This window comes from Streptomyces sp. WMMB303, from assembly GCF_029351045.1.
GTDB lineage: Bacteria > Actinomycetota > Actinomycetes > Streptomycetales > Streptomycetaceae > Streptomyces.
The window spans coordinates 5,153,575-5,172,408 of the sequence record NZ_JARKIN010000001.1 but is presented as its reverse complement, the minus strand read 5'-3'; the positions used below and the strand labels follow the sequence as shown (position 1 = coordinate 5,172,408).

At 73.1% G+C, this 18,834-nt stretch carries 17 protein-coding genes; 14 read left to right on the top strand and 3 right to left on the bottom strand.

All coding sequences use genetic code 11. The features are described from left to right. The first annotated feature begins 47 nt into the window (after positions 1-47). The 14 genes from P2424_RS22675 (at position 48) to P2424_RS22610 (ending at position 16,360) form a co-directional block, all read left to right on the top strand. Positions 48-1,499, top strand: coding sequence for an aldehyde dehydrogenase family protein (locus tag P2424_RS22675; RefSeq protein WP_276477590.1), 1,452 nt, complete (start codon positions 48-50; stop codon positions 1,497-1,499). A 139-nt stretch (positions 1,500-1,638) separates the two neighbouring features. After that, positions 1,639-2,244, top strand: coding sequence for a TetR/AcrR family transcriptional regulator (locus P2424_RS22670; RefSeq protein ID WP_276477589.1), 606 nt, complete (start codon positions 1,639-1,641; stop codon positions 2,242-2,244). Next, entirely contained in the window at positions 2,241-3,206 is a 966-nt protein-coding gene (locus P2424_RS22665; RefSeq protein ID WP_276477588.1) for a phosphotriesterase, read from the top strand. The genes P2424_RS22670 and P2424_RS22665 overlap by 4 nt, the downstream gene beginning before the upstream one ends. A gap of 143 nt (positions 3,207-3,349) precedes the next feature. After that, a complete protein-coding gene (locus P2424_RS22660; protein ID WP_276477587.1) occupies positions 3,350-4,114 on the top strand; it encodes a metallophosphoesterase in 765 nt (254 codons plus the stop codon). A 152-nt stretch (positions 4,115-4,266) separates the two neighbouring features. Next, complete coding sequence (locus P2424_RS22655) at positions 4,267-4,422, top strand: hypothetical protein (protein WP_276477586.1); 156 nt, start codon at positions 4,267-4,269, stop codon at positions 4,420-4,422. Between the two features lie 255 nt (positions 4,423-4,677). After that, positions 4,678-5,934, top strand: a complete 1,257-nt coding sequence (locus P2424_RS22650; RefSeq protein ID WP_276477585.1) for a histidine kinase — start codon at positions 4,678-4,680, stop codon at positions 5,932-5,934. Positions 5,935-5,955: 21 nt separating this feature from the next. Next, complete coding sequence (locus P2424_RS22645; RefSeq protein WP_276477584.1) at positions 5,956-6,648, top strand: response regulator transcription factor; 693 nt, start codon at positions 5,956-5,958, stop codon at positions 6,646-6,648. Between the two features lie 204 nt (positions 6,649-6,852). Continuing rightward, entirely contained in the window at positions 6,853-8,778 is a 1,926-nt protein-coding gene (locus P2424_RS22640) for an acyl-CoA dehydrogenase family protein (RefSeq protein WP_276479081.1), read from the top strand. A 156-nt stretch (positions 8,779-8,934) separates the two neighbouring features. Continuing rightward, entirely contained in the window at positions 8,935-10,221 is a 1,287-nt protein-coding gene (gene dxr, locus P2424_RS22635; protein WP_276477583.1) for a 1-deoxy-D-xylulose-5-phosphate reductoisomerase, read from the top strand. After that, positions 10,218-11,522 carry a site-2 protease family protein gene (locus tag P2424_RS22630; protein ID WP_276477582.1) on the top strand — a complete coding sequence of 435 codons (1,305 nt, stop codon included), beginning with the start codon at positions 10,218-10,220 and terminating at the stop codon, positions 11,520-11,522. The genes dxr and P2424_RS22630 overlap by 4 nt, the downstream gene beginning before the upstream one ends. A 168-nt stretch (positions 11,523-11,690) precedes the next feature. Next, positions 11,691-12,848, top strand: a complete 1,158-nt coding sequence (ispG, locus tag P2424_RS22625) for a flavodoxin-dependent (E)-4-hydroxy-3-methylbut-2-enyl-diphosphate synthase (RefSeq protein WP_276477581.1) — start codon at positions 11,691-11,693, stop codon at positions 12,846-12,848. Positions 12,849-13,040: 192 nt separating this feature from the next. Beyond that, the gene (locus P2424_RS22620; protein WP_276477580.1) at positions 13,041-13,886 is read left to right on the top strand and encodes a GNAT family N-acetyltransferase; all 846 of its coding nucleotides are present in this window, start codon (positions 13,041-13,043) and stop codon (positions 13,884-13,886) included. A 72-nt stretch (positions 13,887-13,958) separates the two neighbouring features. After that, on the top strand, positions 13,959-14,528 hold the full coding sequence (locus P2424_RS22615; RefSeq protein ID WP_276477579.1) for a GNAT family N-acetyltransferase: 570 nt from the start codon (positions 13,959-13,961) through the stop codon (positions 14,526-14,528). A gap of 122 nt (positions 14,529-14,650) precedes the next feature. After that, the gene (locus P2424_RS22610) at positions 14,651-16,360 is read left to right on the top strand and encodes a proline--tRNA ligase (RefSeq protein WP_276477578.1); all 1,710 of its coding nucleotides are present in this window, start codon (positions 14,651-14,653) and stop codon (positions 16,358-16,360) included. 64 nt (positions 16,361-16,424) lie between these two features. Here the strand turns inward: P2424_RS22610 and P2424_RS22605 are convergent, their stop codons facing one another. The 3 genes from P2424_RS22605 to P2424_RS22595 all read right to left on the bottom strand — a co-directional run bounded on the left by P2424_RS22605 (position 16,425) and on the right by P2424_RS22595 (position 18,650). Continuing rightward, a complete protein-coding gene (locus P2424_RS22605) occupies positions 16,425-17,375 on the bottom strand; it encodes an aminoglycoside phosphotransferase family protein (protein ID WP_276477577.1) in 951 nt (316 codons plus the stop codon). Positions 17,376-17,448: 73 nt separating this feature from the next. After that, positions 17,449-17,928: a ferritin-like domain-containing protein gene (locus P2424_RS22600; protein WP_276477576.1), complete on the bottom strand. Its 480-nt coding sequence runs from the start codon at positions 17,926-17,928 to the stop codon at positions 17,449-17,451. Next, positions 17,925-18,650, bottom strand: coding sequence for a hypothetical protein (locus P2424_RS22595; RefSeq protein ID WP_276477575.1), 726 nt, complete (start codon positions 18,648-18,650; stop codon positions 17,925-17,927). The genes P2424_RS22600 and P2424_RS22595 overlap by 4 nt, the downstream gene beginning before the upstream one ends. Between the last annotated feature and the right edge of the window lie 184 nt (positions 18,651-18,834).

Here is an 18,834-nt window from a genome sequence, read left to right as displayed (position 1 = left end):
GGACGCTGGAACCGAGGCACTCTCCCGCATCCGGAAGGCGATCCGCAGTGACAGCGACTTCTCCTCACGCATTCTGGCTCGCCGGCCGCAAGGCCACCGGCGACACCACGCTCGATGTCACCTCGCCCTGGGACGGCAGGCACGTCGGCACTGTCAGCATCCCCACCTCCGCGCAGGTGGAGGAGGCCGTGGCCGCCGCCGCCGCGGTGGCCGGTGAGTTCTCCGCCACCCCCGCGCATGTCCGCGCCGCCGCGCTGGACCACATCACCCGCCGCCTCGTGGAGCGCACGGACGAGATCGCCGAGCTGATCTCCGCGGAGAACGGCAAGCCGATGAAGTGGGCGCGCGGCGAGGTGGGCCGCTGCATCTCCGTCTTCCGCTGGGCGGCGGAGGAGGCGCGCCGCTTCAACGGGGGCGAGGCCCAGCGCCTGGACTCGGACGCGGGCGGTACGGGCCGGCTGGCCTTCACCCGCCGCTTCCCCTACGGCCCGGTCCTGGGGATCGCTCCGTTCAACTTTCCCCTCAACCTGTGCGCCCACAAGGTCGCCCCGGCGCTCGCCGTCGGCACCCCGATCATCCTCAAGCCGGCGCCCGCCACCCCGCTGTCCGGGCTGATCCTCGGCGAGCTGCTGGCCGAGACGGACCTGCCCGCGGGTTCCTGGTCGGTGCTGCCGGTGCCGAACGACCAGATGCCGGGCCTGGTGCAGGACGAGCGGCTGCCGATCATCTCCTTCACGGGTTCGGCGCCGGTCGGCTGGTCGATCCTGGACTCCGCACCGCGCAAGCGGGTCACCCTGGAGCTGGGTGGCAACGGTGCGGCGGTCGTGCTGGCCGACTACGCCTCCGAGGCGGACCTGGACTGGGCGGCCCAGCGCATCGCGACGTTCTCCAACTATCAGGCGGGCCAGTCCTGCATCTCGGTCCAGCGGGTCGTCGCCGACGCCTCGGTCTACGACCGGCTGGTCCCCAAGGTCGTGGCGGCCGTCGAGGCGCTCACCACCGGTGACCCCTCGGACGAGGCGACCGACGTGGGCCCGCTGGTGAGCGAGGATGCCGCACGCCGGGTCGAGTCGTGGATCGGCGAGGCCGTCTCGCGTGGCGCCAAGGTGCTCACGGGCGGAAAGCGGGACGGTGCGTCCGTGGAGCCGACGGTGCTGGAGAACGTGCCCGCCGACACGCAGATCGGCTGCGAAGAGGTCTTCGGGCCCGTCATGTCGTTCGTGAAGGTGGACGGCGAGCAGGAGGCGTTCGAGACCGTCAACGACTCCAAGTACGGCCTGCAGGCAGGTCTGTTCACCCACGACGTGCAGGCCGCCTTCCGCGCGCACCGCGCGCTGGAGGTCGGCGGGGTCGTCGTCGGCGACGTGCCGTCCTACCGGGCCGACCAGATGCCCTACGGCGGCGTCAAGGATTCCGGCGTGGGCCGCGAGGGTGTGCGGTTCGCGATGGAGGACTACACCTACGAGCGCGTCATGGTGCTCACCGGTCTCGACCTCTGAGCCGTCCCTTCCCGGCGTCGCATGCTGCCGGGCGCTGCCGCGGAAGCGCGGTGGCGCCCGGCAGCGGTGCGTCGGGGCGGGCGCCGCTGTCCGTGGTGCCAGAGGCCGCCGATCTCTGTACCTCTCTGTACCTACTGGTATGTACACTGCGGGTGTGGACGGTGAGAACACGGCGGACAGGCTGATCGGGGCCACCCAGGAACTCCTGTGGGAGCGCGGATACGTGGGCACGAGCCCGCGCGCCATCCAGCGGCGTGCCGGAGCGGGACAGGGCAGCATGTACCACCACTTCGGCGGCAAGCCCGATCTGGCCCGGGCCGCGGTGCACAGGAGCGCGGAGGAGGTGCGGACCCGGGCCGAGGCGGACCTCTCCGGCGCGGGCGGCGCGCTGGAGCGAGTGCGTACCTACCTCACCCGCGAGCGCGCGGTGCTGCGCGGCTGCCGGATCGGCGGACTCGCCCAGGACCCGGACGTGGTCGCCGACCCCGGACTGCGGGTCCCGGTGCAGGAGACCTTCGACCGGCTCCGCGTACGCCTGGCGGAAGTGCTCGAAGAAGGCCGTGCCGACGGGGAGTTCCGGCCGGATCTCGACCCGGCGGGCACGGCGGCCACCGCCGTCGCCGTCGTCCAGGGAGGCTTTGTGCTCGCCCGTTCGGCAGGGCACCCCGGACCGTTCCACGAGGCTGTCGACGGTCTGCTGCGGCTCCTGGAGGCACACACCGCCGAGCCGGACGCCCGCTCGTGACCGGCGAGGAGACCAGGGCCGCGGCCGCACCGCACGCCGCGAGCGGCCCGCCCGGGCCCGGTCCGGCGGTCCGCACCGTCGAAGGCGATCTCCCCGGAGCGGAGCTGGGCGTCTGCGACGCCCACGACCACCTCTTCCTGCGCAGCCCGCGGCTGCCGGGGCAGGAGCTGGCCGATCCGGACGCCGCGGAGCGGCAGTTGCGCGCCTTCGCCGAGCACGGTGGCCGCAGCCTCGTGCAGTGGACGCCGCACGGGATGGGCCGTCACTCCGGTGCGCTGGCCGACCTCGCCCGGCGCACCGGAGTGCGGCTCGTCGCCGCGACCGGACTGCATCAGGCCCAGCACTACACCGGGGAGCTGCCGCCCGATCCGGCGGCCCTGTTCGTGCAGGAGTTGACCCGCGGGATGCGCGGCGGGGTGTGCGGCGAAGCGCCGCGCGCCGGTCTGATCAAGGTCGCCGGCGACTTCCACGGGCTCGGCCGGTACGCACGGTGGACAATGGCGGCCGCGGCCGAGGCGCACCGGGTGACGGGGGCGCCGATCGCGGTGCACCTCGAGCTGGGCACCGGCGCAGCCGAGGTGCTGGACCACCTGTGCGGGCAGCACGGGGTGCCGCCCTCCGGCGTGTTGTTGGGCCACTTGGGGCGGTGCCCGGACCGGCGCATGCAGCGGGCGGCCGCCGCCTCCGGTGCCTGGCTGGTCTTCGACGCGCCGTCGCGCACCCATCACGCGACGGACTGGCGCCTCTTCGACAGCCTCGCCGAGCTGCTGGAGCGCGGGTACGGAGACCGGCTGCTGATGGGCGGGGACACCGTCACGGCGACGGCCCGCGCGGAGACGGGGGTGCCGTATGTGGCGCGCACACTGCGTCCCCGTGTCGCCGACGAGTTGGGCGCCGCCGCTGCGCGGCAGATCTTCGAGGTCAACCCTCGGCGTGCTTTCGCCGTCCGTTGGAAGGGCTGAGCAGCCGTACCCGGCACGACCCGAAGGCAAGCACCGAGCCCGAACCGAGCCCGAACCGAGCCGAGTGCGACCCGACCCGAACCGAATCCGGTCTGAACCGAGGCCAGTACGCAACCTGGACCGAGCCGAGCGAGGATCCACTCATGTTCACCTTCGCGCAGTTCAGCGACATCCATCTCGGCCAGGACCGGGGCGACGGCGGCGCACGCGCCCGCGAACGCACCGAGCGCGTGCTGGCCTGCCTCTCGGGGGTGCTCGACGGGCTCGACGCCGTCCTGCTCACGGGGGACATCGCCGACCACGGTCGGGAGGACGAGTACACGCTGGCGGCGAAGCTGTTCGCCGACCACGGCGTGCAGCCGCTGATCTGCCCCGGCAACCACGATGCGCGCGGCGCCTACCGCGCGGTGCTGCTGCACGGCGAAGCCGCCGACGCCTCGCCCGTCGACGAGGTGCACCGGCTGCCCGGAGCCACCTTTCTGATGTGCGACTCCAGCGTGCCCGGGAAGGGACACGGCCGCCTCGACGACGCCACGCTCGACTGGCTCGACCGGGAACTCGCCGGGACCCCGGACGTGCCCGCGTTCGTGTGCTTCCACCATCCGCCCGTACCGCTGTACGGCCAGTACGTCGATCCGATCCGGCAGTTCGGGGAGGAACGGCTGGCCGAGGTCGTCGGAAGGCACGGCACCGTGGCGGGGCTGCTGTGCGGGCACAGCCACACCCCGGCCGTGACCACCTTCGCGGGGGTGCCACTGGTCGCCGCACCCGGTGTGGTCTCCACGCTGAAGATGCCCTGGGAGGGCGAGGAGGGTGGGCCGGTCGACTACACGCTGCCCCCGGTGATCGCCTTCCACGTCCTCGACGACGAGGGCAGGCTGACCACTCACTTCCGGGTCGTGCCCTGAGCCGCGGCCGGTCCCGGGACCGGGAGGGCGGGCGGCTGCCGCAACCCGCCGCTGCACGTCGGCCGGCCGCACTACAGTGCTCCGGGGAACGTGATTCCGGGACACTCGTGTGCGAGGTGCGGAGTCGGGAGTCCGCAGGAGGGGTGGGGGCCATGCGTTCGGGCAAGGAGTGGCGGCGCCGGCGGATCTGCCGCGTCCTGACCGTCGCCGTGGCGGCTGTGGCGCTGCTGCTGCTGATCGTCACCGTCGTACTGACGCTCGGCGGCCATCCGGCCGCCGGGAGCAGCGGGAGCAGCGCCACGCCCTGAGGCCCTCGGTGGCCGCGGATTCCCCCGGCCCGTGGCCCGTCCCCCGTGCCCGTGGCGTGGCGCTCTCCCTGGCCTCCGACGGTACGCCGGGTGCCGGTGCCGGTCGTCACCGTTCGGCGGTAATCGCGGATGGGGGAAGGTCGGCCCGCTGCGGTAGCCGGGGCCCGGCCTCGTACCAGGGCGGTAGTGCGCGACTGCCACGGGCGGCGCGCCCGGTGGATGAGCACCCTGCCGGGGTGTCGCTACGCTGCGGCGATGCGGAGTGCGACGGTCTGGGCCCGGGTGCGTCTCGGGGCTGAGCGGGTGCCGGCGGGGGTGTACGACGGGGTGATCGCCCTCGCCATCACGGCGGTCAGCCTGCTGCTGGGCAACGACCGCGTCCCGGAGGGCTGGTCGGGCCTCGATCCGCCGGGCGTCGCGCTGACCTGCGCGGTGAACCTGCCGCTCGCCGCCCGCCGCCGGTTTCCGAGCACGCTGTGCCTGCTGGTCCTGGCCTGCTGGTCGGTGTACGTGGCGCTGGACTACTGGCCGGTCGTCAACTCCCTGGGGCCGCTCCTCGCGCTCTACACCGTCGCGGCCCTGCGCCCGATGCGCCAGGCGGTGCCGTGCGCCCTGCTCCTCGCGGCGGTGTGGAACCTCGCCGGTACGACGGGCGCGGAGAGCTCCTGGGCCACCGTCCTGGGGCAGAGCGTGCTCTACCCCGCTGTCCTGTGCGGATTCGGTCACCTCGCCCGCAACGCGGCCCGGCGCAACGTGGAACTGGACCGGCTGACCGACCAGTTGTGGAGCGAGCGGGCGGGGGCCGAGCGGCGTGCCGTCGCCGAGGAGCGGGTCCACATCGCCCGCGATCTGCACGATGTCGTCGCGCACCATATGTCGGTGATATCCGTGCAGGCGGGCCTGGCGGGCTATGTCTTCGACAGCGATCCGCGCACGGCGCGCGGTGCGCTGGGCACCATAGCCGACACCTCCGGTGAGGCACTGGCCGAACTCCGTCGGCTGCTGGCCGTGTTGCGTGTGGAGGACCGCGGCCGGCCGGAGGACGGTGGTCGGTGCGTCGGCGGGGGAGACGACGACCGGCCGGAGTTCGGCCCGGCCCCCGGCCTCGGCCGGCTGCCGGACCTGGTCGAGCGGGTACGCGGTGCGGGTGTGCCCGTGCGGTTCACCGTCACCGGCGAGCCGCGCTCGCCGGCGCCCGGCGCGGGGCAGTGCGCCTACCGCGTGGTCCAGGAGGCGCTGACGAACGTGCTCAAGCACGCCGGTACCGCCCGCGTCGATGTCACCCTCGCCTACGGGCCCCGGCAGCTCACCGTGGCGGTCGTCGACGACGGCCCGGGGAGCGCGGGCGCGGAGGATGGCCGGATTTCGCTTCCGCCTGCGGGGGGCTCCCGCCAACCGGGCGGGCACGGCTTGATCGGGATGCGCGAGCGCGCCAGGATCTACGGGGGCCGGCTGTACGCCGGGCCACGGGCGAGCGGCGGATTCGAGGTGCGGCTGATCCTCCCCGCCTGACGGGGCGAAGGGACACAGGCGGTGGCGACCAGAGTGCTCGTCGTCGACGATCAGGTGCTCATCAGGGCCGGGGTCGCCGCGCTGCTGCGCGCCGCACCGGGCACGGAGGTGGTCGGCGAGGCGCAGGACGGCGACGAGGCGGTCCGGCTCACCGCGCAGCAGCGGCCCGACGTCGTCCTCATGGACATCCGGATGCCCGGCACCAGCGGCATCACCGCGACCGAGCGGATCCTCGCCCATAGCACCGAGCCGCGCCCCCGCATCCTGGTGCTGACCACCTTCGACCTGGACGAATACGTCTACGCGGCGCTGCGCGCGGGAGCCAGCGGCTTCCTGCTCAAGGACACCGGGCCGCAGCGGCTGCTGGCCGCCGTCGCCGCCGTCGCGGAGGGCGACACCCTCTTCGCACCGAGCGTCACCCGGCGGCTCGTCGAGGCATACGCGCCGCGGGCGGAACGGCCGGCCGCGCCCGCCGGGAGACTCGATCAGCTCACCGGGCGGGAGCTGGACGTCCTCCGCCTGGTGGCGGGGGGACTGTCCAACCCCGGGATCGCCCAGGCGCTGGTGATCAGCGAGTCGACCGTCAAGACACACCTCAACCGGACGATGGCCAAGCTGGGCATCGGCTCCCGCGCCCAGGCCGTCGTGCTCGCCTACGAGACCGGGCTGGTCGTCCCGGGCGGTGGCGGGCTGCGGGAGCCGGGCGACGGATAGTGCGCCTGTCCGCTCGGCGGACCGCCCGTCGGGCGGTGCGGAGGAGCTTCTCCTGCGCGGCGTCTGGTGGGCCCGGGGCGAATCGGGTACATACGACCGAGTAGCACCCCGCGGTGGTCCGGGCGGTTCCGGCAGTGCGGCCGGCTCCCGTCGGTACCGTCCCGCACCGCGTGTCCGCCTCCACACCGTTTCGAGGTGAGCGAGATGACCGTCTCCGAGCGTGAAGCACGCGAAGTCGCCGAGGCAGCCCGGGAGAAGGACTGGCGCAAGCCCAGCTTCGCCAAGGAGTTGTTCCTCGGCCGCTTCCGCCTCGACCTCATCCACCCGCACCCGGAACCGGCGGCCGAGGACGCCGCAAGGGGTGAGGAATTCCTGGCACGGCTGCGCGAGTTCGCCACCACGAAGATCGACGGGGCGCTGATCGAGCGCGAGTCCCGGATCCCGGACGAGGTGCTCGGCGGACTCAAGGAACTCGGTGCGCTCGGCATGAAGATCGGCACCGAGTACGGGGGCCTGGGACTCACCCAGGTGTACTACAACAAGGCGCTCGCGCTGGTCAGCTCCGCCAGTCCCGCGGTCGGGGCCCTGCTCTCCGCGCACCAGTCCATCGGCGTGCCGCAGCCGGTCAAGCTGTTCGGCAACCGGCAGCAGAAGGACGCCTACCTGCCGCGCTGCGCGCGCACCGACATCTCCGCCTTCCTGCTGACCGAGCCCGACGTGGGCTCCGACCCGGCCCGGCTGGCGACGACGGCCGTCCCGGACGGGGACGACTACGTCCTCGACGGCGTGAAGCTGTGGACGACCAACGGGGTGGTCGCCGACCTGCTGGTGGTCATGGCCCGGGTCCCCGAACCGGACGCCGACGATCCGCGGCGCGCCGAAGGACACCGGGGCGGCATCTCGGCCTTCGTCGTCGAGGCCGGCTCCGAGGGCATCACCGTGGAGAACCGCAACGCCTTCATGGGGCTGCGCGGCATCGAGAACGGCGTCACCCGCTTTCATCGGGTGCGGGTGCCGGCCGCCAACCGGATCGGCCCCGAGGGTGCCGGGCTCAAAATCGCGCTGACCACCCTGAACACGGGCCGGCTGTCGCTGCCCGCCACCTGCGCGGGCAGCGGGAAATGGTGTCTGAAAATCGCCCGCGAGTGGTCCCGGGAACGCGTCCAGTGGGGCAGGCCGGTCGCCGAGCACGAGGCCGTCGGCAGCAAGATCTCCTTCATCGCGGCGACGACTTTCGCCCTGGAGGCGGTCCTGGACCTGTCCTCGCAGATGGCCGACGAGGACCGCAACGACATCCGGATCGAGGCCGCCCTCGCCAAGCTCTACGGCAGTGAGATGGCCTGGCGGATGGCGGACGAACTGGTGCAGATCCGCGGCGGTCGGGGCTACGAGACCGCCGAGTCGCTGGCAGCCCGCGGCGAACGCGGCGTCCCGGCCGAGCAGTTGTTGCGCGATCTGCGGATCAACCGGATCTTCGAGGGCTCGACCGAGATCATGCACCTGCTGATCGCGCGGGAGGCCGTGGACGCGCATCTGTCCGTGGCCGGGGACCTGATCGACCCGGACAAGACACTCGCCGACAAGGGCAGGGCGGCGGTCGGCGCGGGCGCGTTCTACGCGAAATGGCTGCCCGGGCTGGTCGCCGGGCCCGGCCGGATGCCGGGCGCCTACGGCGAGTTCGCCGTCCTGGCGGGGCATCTGCGCTACGTCGAGCGCGCCGCCCGCAAGCTGGCCCGCTGCACCTTCTACGCCATGTCCAGGTGGCAGGGCCGGATGGAGACGAAGCAGGGGTTCCTCGGCCGCGTCGTCGACATCGGCGCCGAACTGTTCGCGATGAGCGCCGCCTGCGTACGGGCCGAGAAGCTGCGGCGCGACGGCACCGACGGGCAGGCCGCGCACCAACTGGCCGACGCGTTCTGCCGACAGTCCCGCCTCCGGGTCGAGGAGCTCTTCGGACGCCTGTGGAACAACACCGACGATCTGGACGGCACGGTCGTCCGCCAGGTCCTGGACGGGGCCTACGCCTGGCTGGAGGAAGGCGTCGTCGACGCGTCCACCGAGGGGCCCTGGATCGCCGACGCCGCGCCCGGGCCCGCGGAGAAGGAGAACGTGCACCGCCGCGTCCCGTGACCTGTCGCCTTCCGGGCGCCCCGGGCCCCCGGAGCGGTCGAGTCCGGCCGTCCCGGGGCGCCGCGCGTCCCCGCGCGCGTACCGGATTCCGGCGCGCACCCGGCTCCGCCCCGGTGCGCTGTCCGGTCCCGTCCGGGGAGCGGACACAATAGGGGCATGACCGACTCCCTCGCTGACCCGCATCTGCGCCATCCCGGCACCGAGCCGTCCGGCAACGGCACGGCAGCGTCACCGGCGGGCGCACCGCGCGACATCGTGATCCTCGGCTCGACGGGCTCGATCGGCACGCAGGCCGTCGACGTCGTGCTGAAGAACCCCGGCCGGTTCCGGGTGACCGCGCTGGCGGCCTCGGGCGGCCGCGTGGACCTGCTCGCCGAGCAGGCGCGGCTGCTGCGGGTGGGCACGGTCGCCGTGGCCCGTACGGAGGCGGTTCCCGACCTGCGTACGGCCCTGCGCGCGGCCTACGGCAGCGGAGAGCCGCTGCCCGAGGTGCTGGCGGGGCCGGACGCGGCGACGGAGCTGGCCGGCTCGCCGTGCCACACGGTGCTCAACGGCATCACCGGTTCCATCGGCCTGGCGCCCACTCTGGCGGCGCTGGAGGCCGGCCGGGTGCTGGCGCTGGCCAACAAGGAATCCCTCATCGTCGGCGGACCGCTGGTCAGGGCGCTGGCGCGGCCGGGCCAGATCGTGCCCGTCGACTCGGAGCACTCCGCGCTGTTCCAGGCGCTGCTCGGTGGTACCCGTGCCGAGGTGCGGAAGCTCCTGGTCACCGCCTCGGGCGGGCCGTTCCGGGGGCGCAGCAGGTCCGAGCTGGCCGAGGTGACCCCCAGCGAGGCGATGGCCCACCCGACCTGGGAGATGGGCCCGGTCATCACCGTCAACTCGGCCACCCTGGTCAACAAGGGTCTGGAGGTGATCGAGGCCCACCTGCTGTACGACATCCCGTTCGAGCGCATCCAGGTGGTGGTCCATCCGCAGTCCGCGGTCCACTCGATGGTGGAGTTCACGGACGGCTCCACCCTCGCCCAGTGCGGACCTCCCGACATGCGGCTGCCGATCGCGCTCGGCCTCGGCTGGCCCGAGCGGGTGCCGGACGCCGGGCCGGTCTTCTCCTGGACCGAGGCGATGTCCTGGGACTTCTACCCGCTGGACGAGGAAGCGTTCCCCGCCGTGCCGCTGGCGTGCCGGGTGGGCGCGCTGGGCGGAACGGCCCCCGCGGTCTTCAACGCCGCGAACGAGGAGTGCGTCGAGGCGTTTCTGGCCGGAAGGCTGCCGTTCACGGGCATCGTGGATACGGTGGCCGCTGTGGTCGAGGAGCACGGCACGCCGGACGGAACCGGGCTGACCCTTTCCGATGTCCTCGCCGCAGAGAAGTGGGCGCGTGCCCGCGCCCGTGACCTGGCGGCACGTTCCGCCACAGCAACAGCGGAGGCCCGCGCATGACGGCGCTCATGACCATCCTCGGCATAGTCGTCTTCGTCGTCGGCCTGCTGTTCTCCATCGCCTGGCACGAGTTGGGCCACTTCTCCACGGCCAAGATGTTCGGCGTCCGGGTGCCGCAGTTCATGGTCGGCTTCGGCCCCACCCTGTGGTCCAAGCACAAGGGCGAGACCGAGTACGGGATCAAGGCCGTGCCGCTCGGCGGCTACATCCGCATGATCGGCATGTTCCCGCCGGGGGACGACGGGGCCGTGCGGCAGCGCTCCTCCTCGCCGTTCCGCGGCATGATCGAGGACGCCCGTTCGGCTGCGTACGAGGAGCTCAAGCCGGGGGACGAGCACCGGATGCTCTACACCCGCAAGCCGTGGAAGCGCGTCGTCGTGATGTTCGCCGGGCCGTTCATGAACCTGGTGCTGGCCGTGGTGATCTTCCTGCTGGTGCTGATGACCTTCGGCGTCAACACCCAGACCACCACTGTCTCCACGGTCTCGGAGTGCGTGATCCCCGCCTCGGCGCAGACCGACAAGTGTCCCGAGGGCGCCGAGGACTCCCCGGCCAAGGCCGCCGGACTGCAGCCGGGTGACAAGATCGTCTCCTTCGACGGGAAGCGCGTCGAGGACTGGGGCGCACTCCAGCGGAGCATCCGCGACACCACCGGTCCCGCGACCCTGACCGTCGAGCGGGACGGCGCACGGCGGACGCTGCACGCCGACCTGATCGAGAACAAGGTCGCCAAGTCCGACGGCCACGGCAGCTACGTGCCCGACGAGTACGTCTCCGCCGGGTTCCTCGGCTTCACCCCGGCCAGCGGCATCGTGCAGCAGTCGTTCCCGCAGGCCACGGACCGGATGGGCGACATGATGGTCAACGGCGTGGAAGCGCTGGTCGCTCTGCCGGGCAAGGTGCCCGACCTGTGGAACGCGGCCTTCGACGGTGCCGAGCGCAAGCAGGACTCACCGATGGGCGTGGTGGGCGCGGCGCGGGTCGGCGGTGAGGTCTTCTCGCTCGACATCCCGCCGAGCCAGCGGGTCGCGACGATGCTCTTCCTGGTGGCCGGGTTCAATCTGAGCCTGTTCCTGTTCAACATGCTGCCGCTGCTGCCGCTGGACGGCGGACACATCGCGGGGGCTGTGTGGGAGTCGCTCCGGCGGAATCTGGCCAAGGTCTTCCGGCGGCCCGACCCCGGCCCCTTCGACGTCGCCAAGCTGATGCCCATCGCCTACGTGGTGGCCGGGATCTTCCTGTGCTTCACCCTGCTGGTGCTGGTGGCGGATGTGGTCAATCCGGTCAGACTCACCGGCTGACCGGACCCCGGTCCGACACGCGGACGCCCATGCGATTCCTGCATGGGCGTCATGGAATGCGGCATTTTTCCCCGACGATGTGCCCGGTGCGACGGCAGTGCCGTAATCTCGGGGGGCCGGAGCCCGCTGAACCCGGGACTTGAACGACACCGTTGGGGTTGCACGCTGATGACAGCGATTTCGCTCGGAATGCCGGACGTCCCGGCCAAGCTCGCCGACCGCAGGGTGAGCCGGAAGATCCAGGTAGGACCGGTCGCGGTGGGTGGGGACGCGCCCGTGTCCGTGCAGTCCATGACCACGACCCGCACCGCGGACATCGGCCCGACGCTGCAGCAGATCGCGGAGCTGACGGCGTCCGGCTGCCAGATCGTCCGAGTGGCGTGCCCCACCCAGGACGACGCCGACGCGCTCGCCACGATCGCCCGCAAGTCGCAGATCCCGGTCATCGCCGACATCCACTTCCAGCCGAAGTACGTCTTCCAGGCCATCGACGCCGGCTGCGCGGCCGTCCGGGTGAACCCCGGCAACATCAAGCAGTTCGACGACAAGGTCAAGGAGATCGCCACCGCCGCCTCCGCCGCGGGCACCCCCATCCGGATCGGTGTCAACGCGGGCTCCCTGGACAAGCGGCAGCTGGAGAAGTACGGCAAGGCCACCCCCGAGGCCCTGGTCGAGTCCGCGCTGTGGGAGTGCTCGCTCTTCGAGGAGCACGGCTTCCGCGACATCAAGATCTCGGTCAAGCACAACGACCCGGTCGTGATGGTCAACGCCTACCGGCTGCTGGCGCAGCGCTGCGACTACCCGCTGCACCTCGGCGTCACCGAGGCCGGCCCCGCTTTCCAGGGCACCATCAAGTCGGCCGTGGCCTTCGGCGCCCTGCTCAGCGAGGGCATCGGCGACACGATCCGGGTCTCCCTCTCGGCGCCGCCCGCCGAGGAGGTCAAGGTCGGCATCCAGATCCTGGAGTCCCTCGGGCTGCGCCAGCGCGGCCTGGAGATCGTCTCCTGCCCCTCCTGCGGCCGCGCCCAGGTGGACGTCTACAAGCTCGCCGACGAGGTCACCGCGGGCCTCGAGGGCATGGACGTGCCGCTGCGCGTCGCCGTCATGGGCTGCGTCGTCAACGGCCCCGGCGAGGCCCGGGAGGCCGACCTCGGCGTCGCCTCCGGCAACGGCAAGGGGCAGATCTTCGTCAAGGGCGAGGTCATCAAGACCGTCCCCGAGTCCAAGATCGTCGAGACGCTCATCGACGAGGCCATGAAGATCGCCGAGCAGATGGAGAAGGACGGCATCACCTCCGGCGAGCCCGTGGTCACCACGGCGGGCTGACCCCGGCCCCGGGGCCCTCCGCCGACGGGCCCCGGACCCTTGCCGCACGCAGCGTCGCAACCCGCCACCACAGCGTCGCAGGCGCCGCGCGGCCGGACACAGCCGTGCGGCGGCGCGGCGCTGAGCGCCCGGGTACAGTGCCAGCAGATCGTCCTTCACGCCTGCGGGCCGCACGGTGAGGCACCGAGACCGTTGTTGACCACCACCTCCACCAAGGTCGTCGAACCGGCCGAACTGCAGGACGCGCTCGCCGTCCTGCGCCGGGAGCCGGTCAACAACGCGTTCGTCACCGCCCGCGTGCAGGCCGCCGGGCTCGACCCCTGGCGGCTGGGCGGTGAGATGTGGGGCTGGTACCGGGACGGCACCCTGGAGGCCCTCTGCTACAACGGCGCCAACCTGGTTCCGCTGTGCGCCGGCCCCGAAGCCGTCCGCGCGTTCGCCGAGCGGGCGCGCCGCCAGGGCCGCCGCTGCTCGTCCATCGTCGGCCCCGCCGGCCCGACCGCCGCCCTGTGGTCCTGGCTGGAGCCGCACTGGGGCCCGGCCCGCGAGGTGCGGGCCCACCAGCCGCTGCTGGTCACCGACCGGGTGCCGCCCGACATCCCGCCCGATCCGCTGGTGCGCCGCGTCGCCAAGGACGAGATGGACCTCGTGCTGCCCGCCTGCGTGGCCATGTTCACCGAGGAGGTCGGCGTCTCCCCGCTCGCCGGCGACGGAGGACTCGTCTACCAGGCACGGGTCGCCGAGCTCGTCGGCACCGGGCGCTCCTTCGCCCGTATCGAGGACGGCCGGGTCGTCTTCAAGGCCGAGATCGGCGCCGTCACCCCCTACGCCTGCCAGATCCAGGGCGTCTGGGTGGCACCGGACCGGCGCGGCGAGGGCCTCTCGGAGACCGGCATGGCCGCCGTCGTCGACCACGCGCTGCGCGACGTCTCCCCGCTCGTGAGCCTCTACGTCAACGACTTCAACACGCCCGCCCGCGCCGCCTACCGCCGCGTCGGCTTCCGCGAGGTCGGCGCGTTCATGAGCATCCTGTTCTGAGCCCGCGCCCCGGTGCGGCCGCGCTGCGCGGCCTCTTCGCGCGGGCCCGGCCGAGGAAGTAGCCTCCCGGCCATGCCGCACACAGCCGGGAGATCGCTCCCGGACCCCCGGAGCGTGGTCACCGGCCCGCTCGACCTCGCCGTCCGCGTCGACGAGGCGCTGGCCGTCCAGGCCGTCGCCTTCGGACTGACCGACGACGAGATCGGCGTCCGCAGACACATCGTGCTGCGGCACATGACCTCGCCGGGTGCGCGGGCGCTGGGCGCCGCCACCGAGGAAGGCCGGCTGGTCGGCTTCGTCTACGGGATGCCGAACGACCGCTCCCAGTGGTGGTCGACGGTGGTGGAGCCCTACCTGGCCCAGCACGGCTGCCAGGACTGGCTGGACGACACCTTCGTGATCACGGAACTGCATGTGCACCCGGCCTTCCAGCACCGCGGCATCGGACGCGAGCTGATCACCCGGCTCACCGACGCCGCCACCGAACCGCGGTCCCTGCTGTCGGCCCTCGATCTCGACAGTCCGGCCCGCGCCCTCTACCGCAGCCTGGGGTACCGCGACCTGGCCCGCCGGGTGCAGTTCCCCAGCGCCCCGCAGCCCTACGCGGTCATGGGCGCGTGGCTGCCGCTGGCACGGGACTGAACGGACCGGCCGGGCGGCCGCCGTCGCGGCATCTCGTTTCCGTGCTGCCCGTCCGGGCCGATAGGCTCCGCATCGACGTGTTCCGTCACTCATCGCGAGTACAGCCCCGAGCAGGAGTCCCCATGGCAGCCCGTGTCCAGCGTTTGTCCAGGTCGATGCTGAAGACGCTGCGTGACGACCCGGCCGACGCGGAGACACTCAGCCACAAGCTGCTGGTCCGCGCCGGATTCGTGCGCCGCACCGCAGCCGGGATCTGGACGTGGCTCCCGCTGGGCAAGCAGGTGCTGGAGAACGTCACCCGCGTCGTACGGGAGGAGATGGACGCCATCGGCGGCCAGGAGGTGCTGCTCCCGGCGCTGCTGCCCAAGGAGCCCTACGAGGTCTCCGGCCGGTACGAGGAGTACGGCGATCTGCTCTTCCGTCTCAAGGACCGGAAGGGCGGCGACTATCTGCTCGGCCCGACGCACGAGGAGATCTTCACCCAGGTCGTCAAGGACCAGTGCACCTCGTACAAGGACCTGCCGGTCACGGTCTACCAGATCCAGACCAAGTACCGCGACGAGGCCCGCCCCCGCTCCGGCATCCTGCGCGGGCGCGAGTTCACCATGAAGGACTCCTACTCCTTCGACGTCTCCGACGAGGGCCTGGCCGAGTCCTACGCCGCCCACCGCGTCGCCTACCGGCGCATCTTCGAACGCCTGGGCCTGGACTACCGCATCGTCTCGGCCGTCTCCGGGGCCATGGGCGGTTCCGCCTCGGAGGAGTTCCTGGCGCCGGCCGCGGCCGGTGAGGACACCTTCGTGCAGTGCCCGCAATGCGGCTACGCGGCCAACACCGAGGCCGTCTCGGTCACGCAGCAGCCCTCCTCGACCGAGGGCCACGGCCCGGTCGAGAAGCTGGACACCCCCGACACGCCCACCATCGAGACGCTCGCCGAGCACCTGGGCGTGCCCGCCTCGGCGACGCTGAAGAACCTGCTGGTCAAGGTGGACGGCGAGATCACCGCGGTCGGTGTCCCCGGCGACCGCGAGGTGGATCTGGGCAAGCTCGGCGAGCAGCTCGCACCCGCCACCGTCGAGCTGGTCACCGCGGAGGACTTCGAGGGCCGCCAGGACCTGGTCCGCGGCTACGTGGGACCGCAGGGCGGCATGGCCGGCAAGGCGTTCCGCTACCTCGCCGATCCGCGGGTGGCCCCCGGCACCTCCTGGGTCACGGGTGCCAACGAGGAGGGCAAGCACGCCCGCAACGTGGTCTGCGGACGGGACTTCGAGGTCGACCAGTACCTCGACGTCGTCGTGGTCGAGCCGGGCGACCCCTGCCCGAACTGCGGCGCCGGCATCGAACTGGACCGCGCCATCGAGATCGGCCACATCTTCCAGCTCGGCCGCAAGTACGCCGACGCGTTCGAACTCGACGTGCTCGGCCAGGACGGCAAGCCGGTCCGCGTCACGATGGGTTCCTACGGCATCGGCGTCTCGCGGGCTGTGGCCGCACTGGCCGAGCAGCACGCCGACGAGCACGGCCTGTACTGGCCGCGCGAGGTGGCGCCCGCCGATGTGCACGTGGTCGCGGCGGGCAAGGCCCAGCAGACCGAGGCCGCGCTGGAGATCGCCGACCGGCTCGGCGCCGCGGGCGTGCGGGTGCTGGTGGACGACCGCACGAGCGTCTCCCCGGGGGTGAAGTTCACCGACGCGGAGCTGATCGGGGTGCCGACCATCCTGATCGCCGGGCGGGGCATCAAGGACGGCCGTGTCGAGCTCAAGGACCGGCGCACCGGCGAACGCGAGGAGCTTCCCGTCGAAGAGGCCCTCGCGCGGCTCACCCAGGGCTGACCGCGCTCCGCGGGCATCGACCGGGTCCGGTCCGGTGCGGGATCCCCGCACCGGACCGGACGCGTCACAGCCAGGCCGCGAACTCCAGCAGTATCTCCGCGTCCGTTGCGTTGCCGGCCGCGTACTGCCGGCACGCGGACTCGACCGCGCGGTAGAGCGTCCAGTTGCGTACCCGTTCGCGGGGCACGTCCAGCGAGTCGGCGAGCTTGTTGACCCGGCGCCGGGTGGCGGCCGGGGCCCCGCTGGAGGCCATCAGGTCGTGCAGCCGGTCGCGCACCAGCCGCGCCAGGTCGTAGGCGGGCTCGCCGACCAGGGGATCGGGGCCCACGGTCAGCCAGCGCGCCCGCTCGCCGGAGCCGGAGGAGGCCAGCACCGCGCCCTGGCGGAAGTCCCCGTGCAGCAGCACCTGCTCGCCGTCGGCGGGGTCGGACAGCATCGCCGCGCGGGCCTCCAGCGCGGCGGCCACCAGCGGTTCGGCGTCCGGGGGCACCGAGGAGCGCATCTGTGCCGCCTCCTGCGCGGTGTGCTCGGCGACCGTCTCCAGCACGTGCCCCGCGGCCGGCGGCACCCACAGCCGCCGCACCACCGAGACCGCCTCCAGCGTCGCCTTGGCCTCCGCCAGCGACCGCAGCGACACTTCGCAGCGCAGCCGCTCCAGCAGCAGCACGCCCTCCTCCGGCGCGGCCCGCAGCACCTTCACGGCACCGAGCCCGTGCCACGCGGTCAGTGCCGCGTACTCGCGCGCGGTCCGCACCTGTGCGGGCGCACCGTCGGGCGCGGGCAGCTTGAGGGCCGCCGGGGTGCCGTCGGCCTGCCGCACCAGCACCACCACGCTGCTGCGCCCGCCCGGGGTCACCACCCGGACGGCCTCCAGCTCCCACTCCCGGAGCCACCGCTCCAGCAGCGCGGGCAGCTCCCGCAGCCAGTCCGCCGCGGCCGCCGCCGACGCGCCCTGCTGGGCGGCCAGCGCGCGCGACAGCCGCTGGGGGGGTTCGAGGGGCAGCACGGAAGCCATTCCGGACGGGCCTTTCGTCAGGACTCTCGGGAGCATTCTCGGGGAGCGCGCACGGGCCGCGCGCACGGCGGGATCACAGCGCGCCGGGCACGGCGGAGCGGTCCGGTGCCCCCGAGGGGGAGGCCGGCGAATCGCCGGCGCCCAGTTCGGTCAGGCCCGGGAAGGCCACCCCGCCGCCCTTCCAGCGGACCGAGCGGACCGCCGCCTCGCGCAGTGCGTCGGCAGCCGTGCGCCGCCGTGCCCCCTCGCTTGCCCGCACCAGGTCCGCGTACACCCCGGCCACCCGGTCCTCCAACTGGGCGGCGAGCCGCACGGCCGCCGCGCCGTCGGGCACGGCGAAGGGCAGCGCGTAGGCGGCGGCGGCCGGTTCCGGTTCGCCGCCCAGCGCCCGGACGGTCCGGCGCAGCGCGTCCCGGCGCGCCCGGTGTGCCTCGTAGCACTCCCGGGCCTCGCCCTCGCGGTCCTCGTCGATCCGGCCGCCGACGACGCCGTAGCCGTATACGGCGGCGTGTTCGGCGCGCAACGCCGCTTGCACAGCGGCCAGTTCCGTCATTCTTCGGCCGCCCCCTCCCGGCGCGGACCGGCCTCGTCGGCCATGCCGTCGGCCGCGCTCCCGCCGTCGTCTGCGGTGCTCTTCCCGTCGTCGGCGCTGCCGGCGTCCTTGCCCTGCTGGTCGAGGAGGTACCCGTGTGCCGAGCCGCAGGCGGCCACCGAGGCGAGCAGCCGGGCCAGCTCGGGTGGCGCGCCGGCCAGCGCCTCGGTGCGGGTGCCGGCCAGCTTCCGCTCCGCCCGGGCCAGCGCCGCGAGCGCCGCTGCGGGGCTCTCCGGTACGGAGGCGGTGTCCGGGCTGGGCGGACCTTCGGAGGTGCTCCCCCGCTCGCCGGGCTGCGCGGAGCGGTCGTTTCCGGGCGCGCCGGAGGGGCTGCGCGAGCCGCGCGCGCCGGGGGAGGGAGACCGGGTGGCGGACTCTCCGCCGCGCAGTACCCGCACGTGGCGGACGATCTCCTCGCGCAGCGGGCGCAGCGGTGCGGCCAGTGCCGGGTGCACCTTGGCCGTGCCGTCGTAGCGGGCCAGCAGGTGTTCGCTGTCGCGTGCCGTGCCGCTGCGCAGCCGCCGTGCCGCGTCGGTACCAGCCCCGTCGGCGTCTCCCGCCGCCTCCCCGCCCGTGCAGGCCGCGACGAGCGGCAGGCCGAACGCCGCTCCGGTGGCGCCCAGGGCGCCGGTCAGCAACGCTCTGCGGCGCGGTCGCGCCGCCGGCGACGGCATCAGCGACATGTGCACTCCCTGGATGTGGGCGAACGGACGGCCAGACGGACTGCGGGCCTCGCCCGGGCCCGTGACCGGGGTGGGGCGCCGGTCACGCCCCGCGAGGGTACCCGGGGTCCTTCCCGCGGCTGTCCGCGGCCACCCCTGCCGGGCGGGGGCAGTACCCGGACGCCGCACACGGCGCGGGGCGGTG

Bases quoted from the DNA above. Each gene is read 5' to 3' on its own strand.
- P2424_RS22670 (WP_276477589.1), top strand. From the start codon at position 1,639: ATGTACACTGCGGGTGTGGACGGTGAGAACACGGCGGACAGGCTGATC.
- P2424_RS22660 (WP_276477587.1), top strand. From the start codon at position 3,350: ATGTTCACCTTCGCGCAGTTCAGCGACATCCATCTCGGCCAGGACCGG.
- P2424_RS22655 (WP_276477586.1), top strand. From the start codon at position 4,267: ATGCGTTCGGGCAAGGAGTGGCGGCGCCGGCGGATCTGCCGCGTCCTG.
- P2424_RS22650 (WP_276477585.1), top strand. From the start codon at position 4,678: ATGCGGAGTGCGACGGTCTGGGCCCGGGTGCGTCTCGGGGCTGAGCGG.
- P2424_RS22640 (WP_276479081.1), top strand. From the start codon at position 6,853: ATGACCGTCTCCGAGCGTGAAGCACGCGAAGTCGCCGAGGCAGCCCGG.
- dxr (WP_276477583.1), top strand. From the start codon at position 8,935: ATGACCGACTCCCTCGCTGACCCGCATCTGCGCCATCCCGGCACCGAG.
- P2424_RS22630 (WP_276477582.1), top strand. From the start codon at position 10,218: ATGACGGCGCTCATGACCATCCTCGGCATAGTCGTCTTCGTCGTCGGC.
- ispG (WP_276477581.1), top strand. From the start codon at position 11,691: ATGACAGCGATTTCGCTCGGAATGCCGGACGTCCCGGCCAAGCTCGCC.
- P2424_RS22615 (WP_276477579.1), top strand. From the start codon at position 13,959: ATGCCGCACACAGCCGGGAGATCGCTCCCGGACCCCCGGAGCGTGGTC.
- P2424_RS22610 (WP_276477578.1), top strand. From the start codon at position 14,651: ATGGCAGCCCGTGTCCAGCGTTTGTCCAGGTCGATGCTGAAGACGCTG.
- P2424_RS22605 (WP_276477577.1), bottom strand. From the start codon at position 17,375: ATGGCTTCCGTGCTGCCCCTCGAACCCCCCCAGCGGCTGTCGCGCGCG.
- P2424_RS22600 (WP_276477576.1), bottom strand. From the start codon at position 17,928: ATGACGGAACTGGCCGCTGTGCAAGCGGCGTTGCGCGCCGAACACGCC.
- P2424_RS22595 (WP_276477575.1), bottom strand. From the start codon at position 18,650: ATGTCGCTGATGCCGTCGCCGGCGGCGCGACCGCGCCGCAGAGCGTTG.